Genomic DNA, 14,652 nt, shown 5'->3' with positions numbered 1-14,652 from the left:
CACTGTCGCGCGAACCGGGCGGTTATCAGCTGCCTTGCCGGTCCGCCCCCGGCCGGACGGCCGATACGCGATCAGGCGCCATGGGCAACGCCCCTGTCGTTTGATCGAAGGGCGATAATTGCGTCATTGCCGGGTGATTACCCTCTGACCGGGTCCTAATCTTTATATGCGCGTGAGGGTGAGCGAAGCCATCACGCTGTCTCGTCGACCGTCCTTGCGGCCGAACACTTCGAGCAATCGTTGCCCAAAACAACGCTTAAACAGGCAAAAGAAACAGCAAAACATGAGTCACACGGAAAATACGCAGGCCTCCACCATGGAACGCTCAAACAAGTCAGCGAGAGAAATCTTCGAGGATGTCTGGGCGAACCCCAACCGGGCACCCTTCGGATTTGGCACGAAACTGGCTATCGTCAACGTCGACCCTCAAAAGAGCTACACCCGGCCCGACCTGTTTCCAAAGACGGCTTACATCACCGATCCGCTGCAGATTCGCCACATAGACCGGATATCCTGGGAAGCGCGCCGCAAGAACCTCCCTGTCGTGTGGACGCATGTCGCCTATATGGAGAATGCCGCGGACGCGGGCGTGTGGGGAACGCGGACGAACACACCCGACAGCTTGCAGAATATCAAACGCGGATCACAGCGGTCAGAATTCGACGATCGGCTGCGAATCGATTCCGCGGTCGATGCTGTTTACGTCAAGCAGATGCCGTCTGCCTTTCATGATACCCCCCTTAACAGCTTCCTGAACTGGCATCGCGTCGACACGGTCGTCGTCACAGGCGGCTCAACGTCCGGATGCGTCCGCGCAACAGCCGTCGACAGTCTCTCCCACGGATACCGGACCATCGTTCCGATCGAATGCGTCGCCGACAAGCATGAGAGCTACCACTTCGCCAACTTGACTGACCTGCACCTCAAATACGCCGACGTCGTCAGCGTGGACGCCGTGCTGGCATGGATTAGCGCCTACGAGGGCGACCGATGACCCGCCATGCCGATCCGAACCTCTACGATTTCTGGCCCTATGAACACCGGCCGAAAATCGTATGGCCTGGTGGCAAGAAGCTTGCCTTCTGGATCGCCCCCAACATCGAGTATTACGAGTTCGATCCACCTGCGAATCCCAGCCGCAAGCCGTGGCCCCGGGGCAATCCGGATGTTGTCGCCTTCTCGCAACGCGACTACGGAAACCGCATAGGGCACCTTCGGCTCATGGAGTTGCTGGACAAATATGGCCTGCGCGGCTCGGTATCCCTGAATATCGCGCTCATCGACCACCATCCGGAAATCATCGAGGACTGCGTCAAGCGCAATTGGGAATTCTTTTCCCATGGAATCTACAACACGCGCTATTCCTACGGCATGAGTGAAGACGCCGAGCGGTCCATGCTTCACGATTGCATAATGTCGGTCGAGAAGATGACCGGCCAGCGCATTCGCGGGTACCTGGCACCGGCGCTAACGCATACCGAACGCACCATCGACCTCATCGCCGAGAACGATTTCTGGTATACATGCGACCTTTTCCAGGACGATCAGCCCCAACCTCTGAAAACGACGTCCGGCAAGCTTGTCTCCCTGCCCTATTCGCTGGAGATCAACGACGTCATCACCTATGGCGCCCTCGCACAATCTCCCGCGCGTTATACCGATGTGCTCAAGCGCCACTTCGATCAATTGCTGGAAGAGGGCGAACAGAGTGGAACGGTCATGTGCATCCCGCTTCATGCCTACCTCGTCGCCCAGCCCCACCGCATAGCCGCCTTCGAAGACGCATTGCAGCATATAACCAGCCACGCTGACGACGTCTGGTTCGCGACCGGAGCTGAAATTGCCCAATATTTCAGGGAGACCTACTGGGATCAGTCCATTCAGGACATCCGGACGCGAGGGGTTCCGCGCGCCGGAACCGGATTTGCCAATCTGTCAGGACACCCATGATGCCCGATACTTATGAACACCGCCGGTATGGCAACGACCATGACCGATACGGCTGGGATTATTCAGCCCGGCGCGCACCGCTACGCATCGGCGGCGAAGTCAAAGCCGGTGCATTCATCGTCGTGCCGCTGGAATTCTTCCCACTCAATCCCAGCGGAAAACCCTTTCTGCACCCTGGCGCGATGGTCACGCCCTACCCGGATCTGCGGCACTACACGACGCGCGACTATGGTTTGCGTGTCGGTGTCTACCGCATCCTGAAGGAACTCGAGTCACGCGGATTGAAGGCGACATTCGCCGTGAACGCGCTGCTGCTCGATTACTGCGCGCCCCTGATCGACCGGATCAGGGCGGCGGGCCATGAGATTGCAGCTCATGGGTTGTCTACTGATCACATTCATCATGCCGGCTTGTCGCTAGACGAGGAGCGCCACCTCATCAGCGAGACCTGCGCCAGGTTCGACGCGCACGGACTGCGGCCAACCACATGGATGAGCCCGGCCAGGACGCAATCCTTCAATACGCCCGACCTCGTGCGTGAAGCCGGCTTTACCGCCTGCCTCGACTGGGAGATGGATCAGGTGCCGATCGCAATGAAGACAAACCATGGCGCACTCGATTGCCTGCCGCTCTTGAATGAGTTGAATGACGTCAATCTCCTGACAGGCAAGCGGCAGACGGAGAGCGAGTGGGTGGCCCAGATCCTGGCAGCCGCAAGATTGCTGCTCGACGAGCATGCCAGGCGCGGCGCGCAGCTCTTCGGGTTCACGCTGACCCCCTATGTTGTCGGGCAACCCTTTCGCATCCACGCCTTGCGGGAGCTGCTTGACGCACTTGTGCGCCAGGAACAGTTGCTCCTCACCTCTGCGAGTGATTTACTTGATGCCTTCAAGCAACCGGCTGAGTAAAACAGGTCATCGATCGTCCATGGGGGACGAATTCACGGATGCTGATGGTAAGCGGAGCGGGTGTGCAAGACTTCAATATTCCAAAAAGCGAGATCGACAGTCACGCGACCACACCACTGTACCAACAGATTTACGCGCTATTGCGGCAGAAGATCGAAGGCGGCGAGGTAAGCTTCAATGCGCGCCTTCCAGCTGAGCAGGCATTGGCGCGTTCATTGGGCGTCTCGCGAATCACGATCAAGCGCGCGATGAATGAACTTGCTTCGTCCGGGTTTGTGACACGCTACCGCGGCAAAGGGACAATCGTGTCATACAGCGCGACCATCCCGACAGTTCGCGGTGATTATACCAGCCCCATGGAACATTTGCACAGGCTGGGCTTTGACACAGAGATCAGCCTGAAGAGTATCCAGGTCATCGAAGTCGACGAGGAAATGGCACGGGAACTTTTTGTTCCCCTCGGAACCATGGTGCAGCAGGTCGAGCGCGTCCGGCATCTCGAGAATGCGCCCTTTTCCTATATCGTGAACCATACGCCGATGGATATCGCAGCCAGGATTGATGAGACCGAGCTGGCCTGGCGCCCCTTTGCCACATTGCTTGCAGAGGCAGGTTCACCCGTCGTCAGCGCCGAGCAGACAATACTTGCCCGATCCGCCGAAGGCCCAATGGCCAAGGAACTCATGCTCGCTGAAGGCGCGCCTGTCCTCACCATCCGTCGTGTTCTTCGTGACGAAAACCTCAGGGCGATACAATACACGATCGCAAATTACCGGCCAGATCGCTATCAGTATCACATGCGCATGTCGAATATCGAAACGCTCATGCCCTCAGAGTGAGTGACTCAGGTGCCTGATCGCGCCTGGCTGTAGATCCAGGGGCGCCGCTCGAGGTCACGTGCGATGAAAGCGCGGATGTCACTGTCGCTTTCCAGCGTCACCGCGATGGGATCGCGCCCGGTCATCAGCGCCGCCTTGTCCGATGCCTCGATGTCAAAGGCCCAAACAGAGGCTGCGCCAGCTGGCGAAATGGCCTGCTCAGGCAAATCGACGACCAGTTGGAGTACGGAATTGTCATGAGCAAACAAGGCCTCGATTTGACCTATCGCCGCGGCCGGAAGGACGACCGGCAGAATACCGTTATTGATGCAATTGCGGAAAAAGATCTGGCTGAATGAGGCCGCGACAATGCACCTGAAACCGAATTCCCGCAAAGCCCAGACGGCATGCTCGCGCGACGAGCCACAGCCAAAATTGGACCGGCTGACGAGAATGCTGGCGCCGTCACATCGCGCCTGGTTCAGGACGAAGTCGGGATCGCACTGGCGGCTCTCGGCGGAGACGTACCGCCATCCGGCGAACAGGCCCGCCGCCAGGTCAGTCTTTGAGGTGCTCTTCATTTCCCGGGATGGGATGATCTGATCGGTGTCGATATTGTCGAACGGCAGGCAGGCCGTGATGCCTTGCAACCTGGTTATCTGACGGTTCATGTCGCGGCCTTTCCCGGCACGTCCCGACAGTCGGTTATGCAACCGGAAACTGCTGCCGCTGCCACCATGGCCGGACTCGCAAGATGCGTTCTCACACCCGGTCCCTGCCGGCCTTCGAAATTTCTATTGGTCGAACTCATCACCCGCGCTTCAGGCGCAAAAGTCTCGCCGCCCGCATAGAAACACATGGCACACCCCGGCGCGCCCCAGCTGAATCCTGCATCGCGGAACACCTTGTCGAGGCCCTCTGCTTCAGCGTCGACACGCACACTTTGCGAGCCCGGCACGCAGACCGCTCTCACACCGGGCGCAACGGTCCGGCCGCGCAGGATACTCGCCGCTGCCCGCAGGTCCTCAAGACGCCCATTGGTGCATGAGCCGATGAACGCGCCGTCCACCGGCAGCCCCATCACCGCCGTCCCGGGCGACAATCCCATATAGGCCATCGCTTTCAGGGCCGACGCCTGCGCGGGCGCCGGCAGGGCCGCGATCTCCGGCACGCCGGAGCGGACGGAACACGCCTGGGCCGGGCTCGTGCCCCACGTTACGACAGGTGGCACATCGGCCGCGTCGATCTCGATCTCGGCATCGAAGACAGCATCCGCATCGCTTCTCAGCTTGCCCCAGGACTCGCGCGCCAGGTGCCACACGTGGCCTGTGGGCGCAAATTCGCGCCCGGAAAGATAGTCGATCGTTACCGCGTCGGGAGCGATGAGCGCCGTGAAGGCTGCAAACTCAACTGCCAGGTTGCACAGGGTGAGGCGTGACTCGACACTCATGTTGCGTATCGTCGATCCGGCGAATTCGATGGCCATGCGCTGGCCACCATCGGCGCCGTGGACCTGGATGAGATGCAAAGCGAGATCCTTGGCGGATACGCCTGCGCCAAGCTGGCCTTCAATGCGAATTCGCATCTGCTTCGGCTTGGCGACACGCACAGTGCCCGTCGCCAGCGCATGTTCCGCCTCGCTCGATCCGATCCCCCACGCCATGGCTCCGAAGGCGCCCAGGCTGCAGGTATGGGAATCCGGGCAAACCAGGGTGGCGCCGGGCTGGACAATGCCCAGCTCGGGCGCGATGACGTGGACAATACCCTGGCGCGGATCCATGACGTCGAAGAAATTGATCCCCGTACGCTGGGCAGCGGCGCGGGTCTCCCGGATGAACACGTCACCTCCCGGACTGCGCGCGTCAGATTCCGAACGCTCAGGCGCGTTCGACACAATATGGTCGACCGTGCAGAAGACACGCGACGGGTGGCGAATCTCCCGACCGGCCTTTTGAAGCGAATTCAGCGCCACAGCGCCGGTGCGCTCGTGAAGAAACACGAAATCGATCGCCACAAGGGCAGCCTCGCCGGCCCCGCTCGCAATCGTGTGCGCGTCCCAGATCTTGTCAAACAGGGTCTGTGGCATCACACACCCTCAGCAACGTGCCGCGCTGCGGCGCGGCCGGCGATCTTCCCGAGCGACGTGGCGGTCAACAGGCCATTTCCGGCAATATAGCCGCTGCTGCCTCCACCCGAGATGCCTCGGGCCGCACCGCCGCCAGCGAAGAGATTGGGGAAAGGGCAGCCGGTTGTGTCCAGCACGCGCGCATCGGAATCGACGCAGAGCCCCCCTTGTGTGTGAAACAGGGCGCCCGTGACCTTGGCCGCATAATAGGGGGCACGCAGGACGTGCCGGCCCCTGAAATCACGCCCGAACTCATCCTCAAGCCGGCCTGACTTCAGGTCCTGGTCTTCAAGCAAGGTCGCGACGAGTGCACCGGCGGGAAGCCCCAGCACTTCGGCGAGTTGTTCCGGCGTGCCGGCAGACTTGATGGCGCCGGCCGAGACGGCATCGGAAAAATCCGTGAACTGCAGCATCATGTCATAAAGCGTCTGGTCGAAGATGGACCAGGCCACGCCGTCTGGCTGGCTGAGGATGGTTTCAGCCTGTTCGGAATACCCTTTCGATTCGTCCGAAAAACGGCGCCCCAACCGGTTCACCTGGATGCCGCCTTCCATGATGAGCGGCCAGAGGATGGGAACACCATGATCAACAGCCAACCCGCCATGGCCCTGATAGGCGCCCATGTCCGCCAGGCTCGCACCGAGGGCTTCCCCCCACTTTATGGCATCCCCCTGATTGCCCGGGTGGCTGTGTATGACCGCCGTGGCCATCGCGGGAATGAAATGTGCGACCATCTCCCTGGAGCCTGCAAACCCGCTGGATGCGAGCACAAGCGCGTCGCATCCGATTTCTTCGATCGTCCCGCCAGGGCGCATGATCCGGACCCCACGGACTGTCCTGGTCGCGTCGCAGATCAAGCTGATCACTTTCGCCTGCGTCAGGATATCGATACCCGCTTCGACAACAGCCCGTTGCAGGCCCGCCATCAGCTCGGTGCCCGAGCGGTTTGGCGTACCGTACATGCGCCGGTGCGAATGGCCCGGATAGGTAAAGCCCTCGACCAGGGAAAGTGGCAATGCATGGCTATCACGAAGCCATCTGATGGTTTCTGCCGACGTCGCGGCCAGGACGTCCACCACTGACGCGTCCGTCTGCCCGCCATGCTTTGCCAGGATATCGCGCGCGAAAATCTCTGGTGAATCCTCGATGCCGGCGTCCCGCTGCTCCGGCGTGCCTGCCGCAGGGATCAGTCCTGTCGACATGGCCGTCGTGCCGAGGGGCGTCTTGTCCTGTTCCAGGACGAGGACATCGGCGCCAGAATCATGGGCTGCCAGGGCGGCGCAGAGCCCGCACGCCCCCGCACCGATGACGACAACCGGCAAGGCTATGTCAAATTGACACTCGTCTCGAAACTCAACGCTCAAGATTCTCCTCCATCCGCATCATCCACCATTCGGACATGTTACTCCGGCGGCTGCATCATCTTGTAGCGCGATTGCCAGGTTTATCGACAGGCAATCAAAATATGGCACCCGAATGTCCGCATAAATGCTCATGCAGTTGACATTTCAATATCGCGTCGCCCTAATTGATATACCAATTCACCGAGCACGAGATATCGCCCATGCCCCAGATAGATCCTGGAACAGAATCCGATGAGGTCAGCCCCAAGGGTATCCCCATTCGATCCATCAGTCGGGCGCTCAAGATCATTCAGATCATCAATCGTGCGGGCTCGATCTCGATGATGGAAATCGCCCGAAAGTCCGAACTGCCCTATCCCAGCGCTTGCCGGATCGTGCAGACACTTGTGCATGAAGGCATGATCGAACGCGAGCCGGCCAGAAAGAATTACAGGCCGGCTCCGCCGGTGCAATCGCTCTCGTACGGCTATCAGGACGAGAACGAACTCGTCCGGCTGGCGCGGCCCTTCATTGTGGAATTGACCAATCAGCTTGGCTGGCCGGTCTCCATCGTGACGCGTGTCGGCAATCAGATGATCCTGCGAGACAGCACTCACGCACTGACCTCACTTACATTCGCCAGTTACTATCCTGGTTACTCCCTGCCGATCGCTTACAGCGCCGATGGCAAGGCCTTCCTCGCAGCCCTGCCGCAGGACGAACTTGACCTGATCGCAAAGAACCTCGGGCCCCGTCAGCCAACACCCGGCGATCCGAACTGCCTGCTCGACCCGCTGGAAGACCTCACCGAAATTCGTGAACAGGGCTACGCAATCGTCGAACGCGTGCCGCACACAATTACGCCTGGCCGCACCTCCTGTATCTCGATGCCCCTGTTTCGGCAGGGCCGCGTGATCGGCGCTGTCACCATCGCGTATTTCGCCACGACCCTCAATCGCGATTCAGCGCGGGAGTCTCTGCTACAGCCGCTGAAAGACACCCAGCAGAAGATCAATGAAGTGCTCGCGGTCGCAACCGCCTGACTCAGCCAGGGCGCCAGCCGCCAGGACTCGTGCTACACGCCAGCCCGGCCGCCAGGCCTGAGACGGCCCCACGCTTCCCCGGCGCCGAGGACCGCCACGGCAGCCGTCCACGGAAACACCGTGGCCCAGGGACTGGTGGGGGCCCAGCCATATCCGAAAATGCAGATCAATGCGGCCACAAACCCGACCACCATGGCCGCCAGGGTGGCGTCACCGCCAGGCCTAGCCTTGAGCGCTCGCGCCACGACAATCGGCCCGAAGGCAGCGCCCAGCGAGACCCACGCGAACAATACGCGCTCGAAGATGGAAGACGGCAAGAATAACGCGACACAAATCGCTGCGCAGCAGACGGCGAGGATGGAAAACCTGGACACGTCGACGGCGCGAAACCGCTTCGTGCGGGCAAGCCCCAGGTCGTGACTGAGCGCAGCCCCTGCAACAAGGATCTGGCTATCGACCGTGGACATGATGGCAGACAGGGTCGCCGCGGCAATGATTCCGGCAAATATGTCGGGCAACAATCTGGCGGCGGATTCGAAAAAGATGCTTTCCGCTGGCAGGTCGCCGCCGAAGACGGCCCGCGCCGACAGGCCCAGAACCGCCATGCCGCAATATACCAGCAGCGCCCACGACAAGGCGACTCCACCGCCCGTGATGCGCGCAGCCCTGTTCCTGGTCGCCATGATCCAGGCGATCAGATGCGGCTGGCCGAGCGCGCCGAAGCCAATCGCGGCAAGCCCGAGCGCGAACCCACCCGCGGCCCAGCCGGCACGGCCGCCTGTCCAGCCCTGATAGGCCGGCGGCGCTTCAGCCAGCATCTGTCCGATACCCGACGGGCCACCGGCAGCGATGAACGCTGCCGCCGGAAGCACGACAGACACCAGCGCGATCAGCAAACCCTGCAACATGTCGACCTGCGACACGGCCTGAAAGCCGCCCAGGAAAGTATAGGCGAGGACCAGTGCGGCGCCGAGCAGAATGCCGAACTCGGTTTTGATACCGAACATGCCGTTGAAGGCCTGCCCTGCCCCCTGCAGCTGGGCGGCGATATACCAGGAGAAACAGTATGTGATCATCATGGCCGCGGCGATCCGTATCAGGCGTGCTGCGCGGGGCGGGCAATCTTCCACGAGAAAGTCGATCAGCGTCTGGTGTCCCCTCAGTTTCGATTGGCGCTGGAGCACACCGCCAACACAGAACCAGACAGCCGCGTACCCCGCCAGGATGCCGGGAAGCATCCAGAGCGCCGAGGGGCCGGCAGCATAGACAAAGCCTGAAAAGCCCAGCAGCACCCAGGCCGACGAACTCGATGCGGCATAGGCGAGTCCCGCAACAACCGGTCCGAGCACACGCCCGCCCAGCAGGAATGCGTCCTCCGATCTTGCACGCCGTGCCGCCCAGAGGCCGACACCGACCAGCACGCCTGAGTAGACAACAAGCGCGATCAACGCAGCAGAATTGCTCATAAGCCCCCCATCACGCCGTCACTCACTGGGCGCTGACGTCAGGATTGGCGGGCTCAGGCCAATCGCGGGGCAATCCCGCCAATGGCGTAAACCCGAAAAGGGCCTCTCCTGGCAGGCCGGCCTCGATGTGGTCCCGGCACCTGATCAACAGGTCCAGGTCGACGCCGGTGTCCACGCCCATGGATTCAAACATGAACACAAGATCTTCGGTCACGATGTTCCCGCTCGCTCCTGGAGATGTCGGACAGCCCCCGAGACCGCCCAGCGAGGAATCGAATGTCGTGATCCCCTCGTCGAAGGCCGCTAGCGCATTTGCCAGGCCCAAACCATAGGTATTGTGCAGGTGAACCCCGGTCAGGTTGTCATCGCCAATAACGCCTCGCACGGCCCGGATCAGGCGGCGCACCGATGCCGGGTTGCCCAGTCCGGTCGTGTCGGACAGGCCCACTTCAGCGCATCCCGCCTGCATCAGGCGATCTGCCAGGCTGAGGATCTTCGCATCGGGAATGGCGCCTTCGATCGTGCAGCCAAAGGCGGTCGAAAGCGAGCCTTCAAAATGCGGCCGCGCTTCGGCCGGCAAACTTGAGATCAACCCGGCGATGGCCTCGGCTTCTGCGATGACCTGGTCATGCGTGCGGCCGATATTGCGGATGGAGTGCGTCTCGCTGACGGACAATGGCAGCGTAATCTTGTGGGCTCCGGCGCGTAACGCCATTTCAGCGCCGCGGACATTGGGCACCAGGACCGCCACCGCCAGACCGTCGATCTGTACTGATTCTGCCACCAGGTCGGCTGTGTCTGCCAATTGCGGAAACAGCGTCCTGGACACGAAACTTCCGACTTCAATCTCCCTTATGCCGGCCGCTCGCGCCGCATGAATCCACATCATCTTGTCGCTTGAAGCCATGATCCGATCGCAATTCTGGAGACCATCCCTCGGTCCGACTTCACTGATGAGAACATTCATCCCGATTTCTCCGCAAGGTGAGCACATTTGAAAAGCTTGTATTGTCAGCCTGAATCCAGCTGCAGACATCCAGAAGCTGGAATTGTTCTAATCAAACTGGATCTGTTATGTCTCTTCATGGAAAACCTTTAGTCGGCCTGCGAGCAATCGAGTTCACGCATATGGTCATGGGCCCCACGGTAGGGCTCATCCTCGCTGACCTCGGCGCAGAAGTGATCAAGGTCGAACCCATCGGCGGCGACAAGACGCGCAGGCTTGGCGGATCGGGCGCCGGATACTTCCCGATGTACAACCGGAACAAGAAGTCTGTCGCACTCGACCTGAAATCAGATGAAGGGCGTGATATTGCCCTCAGACTGGTCGATAGCGCGGACATATTTGTCGAGAACTTCCGGCCCGGCGCCCTGGACGCACTCGGATTTGGCTATGACGCGCTCAGCAAGCGCAATCCCGGTCTCGTCTATTGTTCGGAAAAAGGGTTCCTTGATGGCCCGTACGCGCACCGGACCGCGCTGGACGAAGTCGCCCAGATGATGGGCGGGCTCGCTTACATGACCGGTCCGCCCGGTCGGCCGCTGCGCGCAGGCGCGTCGGTCATCGATGTCGGCGGCGGCATGTTCGGCGCGATCGCCATCCTATCGGCGCTGCATCAGCGATCGATGTCCGGCACCGGACAATATGTCAGCTCGGCCCTGTTCGAGACAACTGCATTCTTTGTCGGCCAGCACATCGCCCAAAAGGCCGTAACAGGTGTTGCAGCCGCCCCGATGCCGGCGCGGGTTTCCGCCTGGGCGGTCTATGACGTGTTCGATGTCAAGAACGACCAGAAGGTGTTTGTCGGCGTGGTGTCCGATTCACAGTGGGCCGCCTTTTGCGCAGCATTCGACCTTGAGGATTGGGCCGAAGATCCCGATCTGGCCACCAATACGGGCAGGGTCGCCCGACGCGAATATATCCTGCCGCGCCTGCGGGACTTGTTCTGCGAGTACAGCAGCGACACCCTGATGGCCAAACTGGAATTGTGCGGGTTGCCATTTGCGCCGATCTCCCGTCCGCAGGACCTGTGTGACGACCCTCACCTCAATGCAAATGGGGGGTTGATCGAAATGACGCTGGCAGATGGCAAGACTGCCAAGCTGCCGTCCCTGCCCATCAGCATGGCTGGTGTGCGCCATGGGCTCTACGCCAATCCTCCGCGCATTGGCGAGCATACTTCGGAGATCCTCGCGAGCCTGGATTTCTCGGCGCGAATGATCGAGGACCTGTGCGACCGCCAGATCGCCCAGGTCGATACGGTGCCGCCCGACAAAGCTGACGGGTGAGTGCCGCGGCACCGTCACGGATTAAATCAGGGAACTGATCATCGTCAGAAGGCGGACAAGGACAGCGCGCCGCTGCGTGATGGCCGCGTCGATATCGAAACCGGCGTGATAGAAGACTCCCTCGGGCCTGAAGTGCGAAGCGCGGCCTAGTTCCGCGACAAGCTGGTCGGCGTCGTCAGATCGAGTCACCCTGGCATGGGGCAAGATCACGGGGCATCGATGGTTGCGCGGCCGCATGCGAGACGTTTGTGGAGCCGAGGACTGAGGCAACGTCTCACGCAATTCTTTCTGGAGATTCGAAGGCTGCAACACCCGCTTTTGGGGCCGCAGGAGAGTAGCCGGACCGGTCTGGTTGCTATTTCCCGAACGCTCTGAACTCAACCGTATACTGATTGAAGATCAAATATCGATGGGAGAACCGGCTGGATCGCCTTGGTGTTTTGTACGGTGGACAAGGTGCCTGGCTGGCCGTGCCATGAGCCAATGCCGGGCGTGCGTCACCGAGATCGCGCCAGGAATACCCCGGACGCAGCCGTTCGTGTTACGGATTGTCTGCGAGGAAGCGCGTCAGGTCGTCCTTCCAGAAGATCGGCCAGGTGTGCGTGCCGTGGCCGCGTGTCTCGTCGCTCGCAGGGACAAGAATGAAGCGGGCATTCGGCATCTCCGCTGCAAACGCTTCGGGGGCTCCGAGGCCCGGTGGATTGATGAAATCATCCGCCGAATTGATCCAGAGAACCGGCACCTTGATCTCCGACAGGCGCGGCGCGGGATTGTAGTTCCGGGACGCGTCGAACTGGTAGATCGTGTCGTTCGGATCAACCGGATGGGCGCGATACCGTTCGAGCGTGCTGTGCAGCTGCTCGGTTGCTTCCGCGCGCGTGGGCGCATCTGCCTGCATGCGATAGGGATTCGCGCCTGCGAGCACCAGGGTATTGGCCCAGATGGCCTGCCCCGTCTTCAGGTCCCCAGCATCGCTATAGTCCCCGCCCGCATAGGCCGGGTCCTGCTCAAAGCCGTCAATGATCATCTGGCGGAACATTCGGTTGCGTCCGGCGATCTCGATCACATTGCAGGCCAGCGGAACCAGCCGGCGCGCAAAGCCGGGATGGGTCTCTCCCCACACAAAGCCGTGCATGCACCCCATTGAAGTGCCGACGATCATCTCCAGCCTGTGCACATCGAGGCCCTCGGTCAGCAGCCTGTACTGCGCCTCCACCATGTCGTCGTAGTCGTAGCGCGGGAACCCAGCGTGCAGGCCGTCGCTCGGCTTCGAGCTGTCGCCGTGGCCAAAATTGTCGGGGGAGATGATGTAATAGCGTTCAAGGTCAAGCGGCTGTCCCGGACCAAACAACTCATCGCCAAAAGAGGGGCGCAGCAGGGACAGGCCGCTGCCGCCTGTTCCGTGAAGCAGCATCACCGCATTGACGATGCGGCCGTCCGCGTCTCGCCGGGGCGTGCCCAGCGTGTAGGCATTCATGGTGATCGAAGACAGTGTCTCGCCTGTGCTGAAGCTGAAATCTGTCAGGTCGACCGAATGCCTTTCTGCCAGGGCCGGCCAGTCTTCGGCGGTCGCGCGCCCCACGCCGAGCAATGTCACGATGAGTGTGAGTGCGCACAGAATTCGCATCAAGCGCTCCTTTTGTCTGCTGCGATAGGTTGCCAAGGTACGCCTCCCGTCGGAGATGGCAACATGGCACGATTCCGGCAGATATTCCCAATGCCTACGCTTGTGCTGCGTATGCCTGAGTCTCCCGCTGGGCGCGCCTGGTTCGCTGTCGCACGGCGTTGGTTTTCGGTGTCGTTACAGTCGCTGGAATGTCATTCTGGTTGCGCGTTATTTCCTCGTTGGGCTGTATTTGACATGCAGGCTGCATGGGGCTGGTCAGGGAGGACGGAAACCGGGTGAGAAGATCGGAAAGCCGTAGTCGAAAGGGAGCGGGATTTGACGATTGTGCGGTGGCGGGATGTGTTGGGGCGCAGTCTCGGGATGAATATTTCAGGTATGATGAAGCGTGGGGCGGTTTTGTGGCAATCAGGATCGGCGTGGCGAAAGCCCGCCCAGGGGGCCCATCGCATTTCGCGAAGGTGTCGGTCCTTTCCTTCTGAATTGCGCGCCTCGCCTTCAGGACGGGGTGTTGGTTGTCGTCGCATTTCTCCAAGGGAACGCCGGCTCCCAGGAGCCGCCGCCTGGTGCGTGCCTGCCAGGGAGAATTGGCTCAAGCGTATCATCCGGTATGACCTTGCAGTCTCCCATATGAGTCGAAAACATTCAGGCTTTGTGTCGTTTCCGCGCCCTTCCAATCAGCTGTGAACAAACTATACAGACAGCCATGAATATTGGTGCGCCTTCCAACTGGATGAGCAGGCTTTTCATCGTATTGGCTATCCTGGCGATTGCCTGGGCGCCGATGCGCTGCGTCGATGCATGCGGGTATGCTTTTGAAACGCATCCGCCTGTCGCGCACAGCCTGGAAACCGACACAAACGAGCTCCCGGATTCGCAGGAACACGCCTTCGCCGATAAGGTCTGCAAATCCTGCGGTTTCCAGGTCATGGTCGTCGATTCTGCGCTGGAACAGTGCGTTGAGACATCCATTGCGCGGCGTTCAGTTCATACGGTGAATGCCTGTTCGTCCCCACCTGGTGGGGTGCTTCGTCCCCCAATCGCCTGAAAGCCGCTACGCGAAAGCGCTGCTGCGCAGCGTTCAAT

Annotated in this window: 13 protein-coding genes and 2 pseudogenes; 9 read left to right on the top strand and 6 right to left on the bottom strand. The window is 60.7% G+C overall.

What is annotated here, in order from left to right; translation table 11 throughout:
• Nucleotides 1-316: 316 nt before the first annotated feature.
• Genes HJO_RS14975 through HJO_RS14960 form a run of 4 tightly spaced genes read left to right on the top strand, consistent with a single transcriptional unit; the run spans nucleotide 317 to nucleotide 3,697 of the window.
• The gene (locus tag HJO_RS14975; RefSeq protein WP_035618413.1) at nucleotides 317-994 is read left to right on the top strand and encodes an isochorismatase family protein; all 678 of its coding nucleotides are present in this window, start codon (nucleotides 317-319) and stop codon (nucleotides 992-994) included.
• Nucleotides 991-1,950, top strand: coding sequence for a polysaccharide deacetylase family protein (locus HJO_RS14970; protein ID WP_035618411.1), 960 nt, complete (start codon nucleotides 991-993; stop codon nucleotides 1,948-1,950). Before HJO_RS14975 ends, HJO_RS14970 begins: the two co-directional genes overlap by 4 nt.
• Entirely contained in the window at nucleotides 1,950-2,858 is a 909-nt protein-coding gene (locus HJO_RS14965; protein ID WP_035618487.1) for a polysaccharide deacetylase family protein, read from the top strand. Before HJO_RS14970 ends, HJO_RS14965 begins: the two co-directional genes overlap by 1 nt.
• 38 nt (nucleotides 2,859-2,896) lie before the next feature.
• The gene (locus HJO_RS14960; RefSeq protein WP_051618665.1) at nucleotides 2,897-3,697 is read left to right on the top strand and encodes a GntR family transcriptional regulator; all 801 of its coding nucleotides are present in this window, start codon (nucleotides 2,897-2,899) and stop codon (nucleotides 3,695-3,697) included.
• 5 nt (nucleotides 3,698-3,702) lie between these two features.
• On the opposite strand, the gene leuD is transcribed toward HJO_RS14960, so the two are convergent.
• The 3 genes from leuD to HJO_RS14945 are packed head-to-tail and all read right to left on the bottom strand — an operon-like array spanning nucleotide 3,703 to nucleotide 7,165.
• A complete protein-coding gene (gene leuD, locus HJO_RS14955; RefSeq protein WP_035618409.1) occupies nucleotides 3,703-4,347 on the bottom strand; it encodes a 3-isopropylmalate dehydratase small subunit in 645 nt (214 codons plus the stop codon).
• A complete protein-coding gene (locus HJO_RS14950) occupies nucleotides 4,344-5,762 on the bottom strand; it encodes a 3-isopropylmalate dehydratase large subunit (protein WP_035618407.1) in 1,419 nt (472 codons plus the stop codon). Before HJO_RS14950 ends, leuD begins: the two co-directional genes overlap by 4 nt.
• Nucleotides 5,762-7,165, bottom strand: coding sequence for an FAD-dependent oxidoreductase (locus tag HJO_RS14945; RefSeq protein ID WP_051618664.1), 1,404 nt, complete (start codon nucleotides 7,163-7,165; stop codon nucleotides 5,762-5,764). Before HJO_RS14945 ends, HJO_RS14950 begins: the two co-directional genes overlap by 1 nt.
• 200 nt (nucleotides 7,166-7,365) lie before the next feature.
• Between HJO_RS14945 and HJO_RS14940 the strand changes: the two genes are divergently transcribed.
• Nucleotides 7,366-8,187, top strand: a complete 822-nt coding sequence (locus tag HJO_RS14940; RefSeq protein ID WP_051618663.1) for an IclR family transcriptional regulator — start codon at nucleotides 7,366-7,368, stop codon at nucleotides 8,185-8,187.
• Between the two features lie 32 nt (nucleotides 8,188-8,219).
• On the opposite strand, the gene HJO_RS14935 is transcribed toward HJO_RS14940, so the two are convergent.
• Both HJO_RS14935 and HJO_RS14930 read right to left on the bottom strand, forming a co-directional pair.
• Entirely contained in the window at nucleotides 8,220-9,653 is a 1,434-nt protein-coding gene (locus HJO_RS14935) for a sodium/proline symporter (protein WP_035618403.1), read from the bottom strand.
• Nucleotides 9,654-9,675: 22 nt separating this feature from the next.
• Nucleotides 9,676-10,620: a hydroxymethylglutaryl-CoA lyase gene (locus HJO_RS14930; protein WP_035618401.1), complete on the bottom strand. Its 945-nt coding sequence runs from the start codon at nucleotides 10,618-10,620 to the stop codon at nucleotides 9,676-9,678.
• Nucleotides 10,621-10,727: 107 nt separating this feature from the next.
• Here HJO_RS14930 and HJO_RS14925 point away from each other — a divergent pair, with 107 nt between their 5' ends.
• Nucleotides 10,728-11,942, top strand: a complete 1,215-nt coding sequence (locus tag HJO_RS14925) for a CaiB/BaiF CoA transferase family protein (RefSeq protein WP_035618400.1) — start codon at nucleotides 10,728-10,730, stop codon at nucleotides 11,940-11,942.
• Nucleotides 11,943-11,987: 45 nt separating this feature from the next.
• A pseudogene (locus tag HJO_RS18970) lies at nucleotides 11,988-12,089 on the top strand (LysR family transcriptional regulator); the annotation flags it as partial.
• 394 nt (nucleotides 12,090-12,483) lie between these two features.
• Here the strand turns inward: HJO_RS18970 and HJO_RS14915 are convergent.
• Entirely contained in the window at nucleotides 12,484-13,569 is a 1,086-nt protein-coding gene (locus HJO_RS14915; RefSeq protein ID WP_035618397.1) for an alpha/beta fold hydrolase, read from the bottom strand.
• Nucleotides 13,570-13,866: 297 nt separating this feature from the next.
• On the opposite strand from HJO_RS14915, the pseudogene HJO_RS18965 reads away from it, so the two are divergent.
• Together HJO_RS18965 and HJO_RS14910 are read left to right on the top strand one after the other, a co-directional pair.
• Nucleotides 13,867-14,253 (top strand): annotated as a pseudogene (locus HJO_RS18965) (hypothetical protein); the annotation flags it as partial.
• A gap of 19 nt (nucleotides 14,254-14,272) precedes the next feature.
• Entirely contained in the window at nucleotides 14,273-14,614 is a 342-nt protein-coding gene (locus HJO_RS14910) for a hypothetical protein (protein WP_035618395.1), read from the top strand.
• Nucleotides 14,615-14,652 lie beyond the last annotated feature (38 nt).

The organism is Hyphomonas johnsonii MHS-2 (assembly GCF_000685275.1).
Classification (GTDB): Bacteria; Pseudomonadota; Alphaproteobacteria; order Caulobacterales; family Hyphomonadaceae; genus Hyphomonas; species Hyphomonas johnsonii.
The sequence above is the reverse complement of the archived record's forward strand: the minus strand, read 5'-3'. Positions and strand labels throughout refer to the sequence as shown.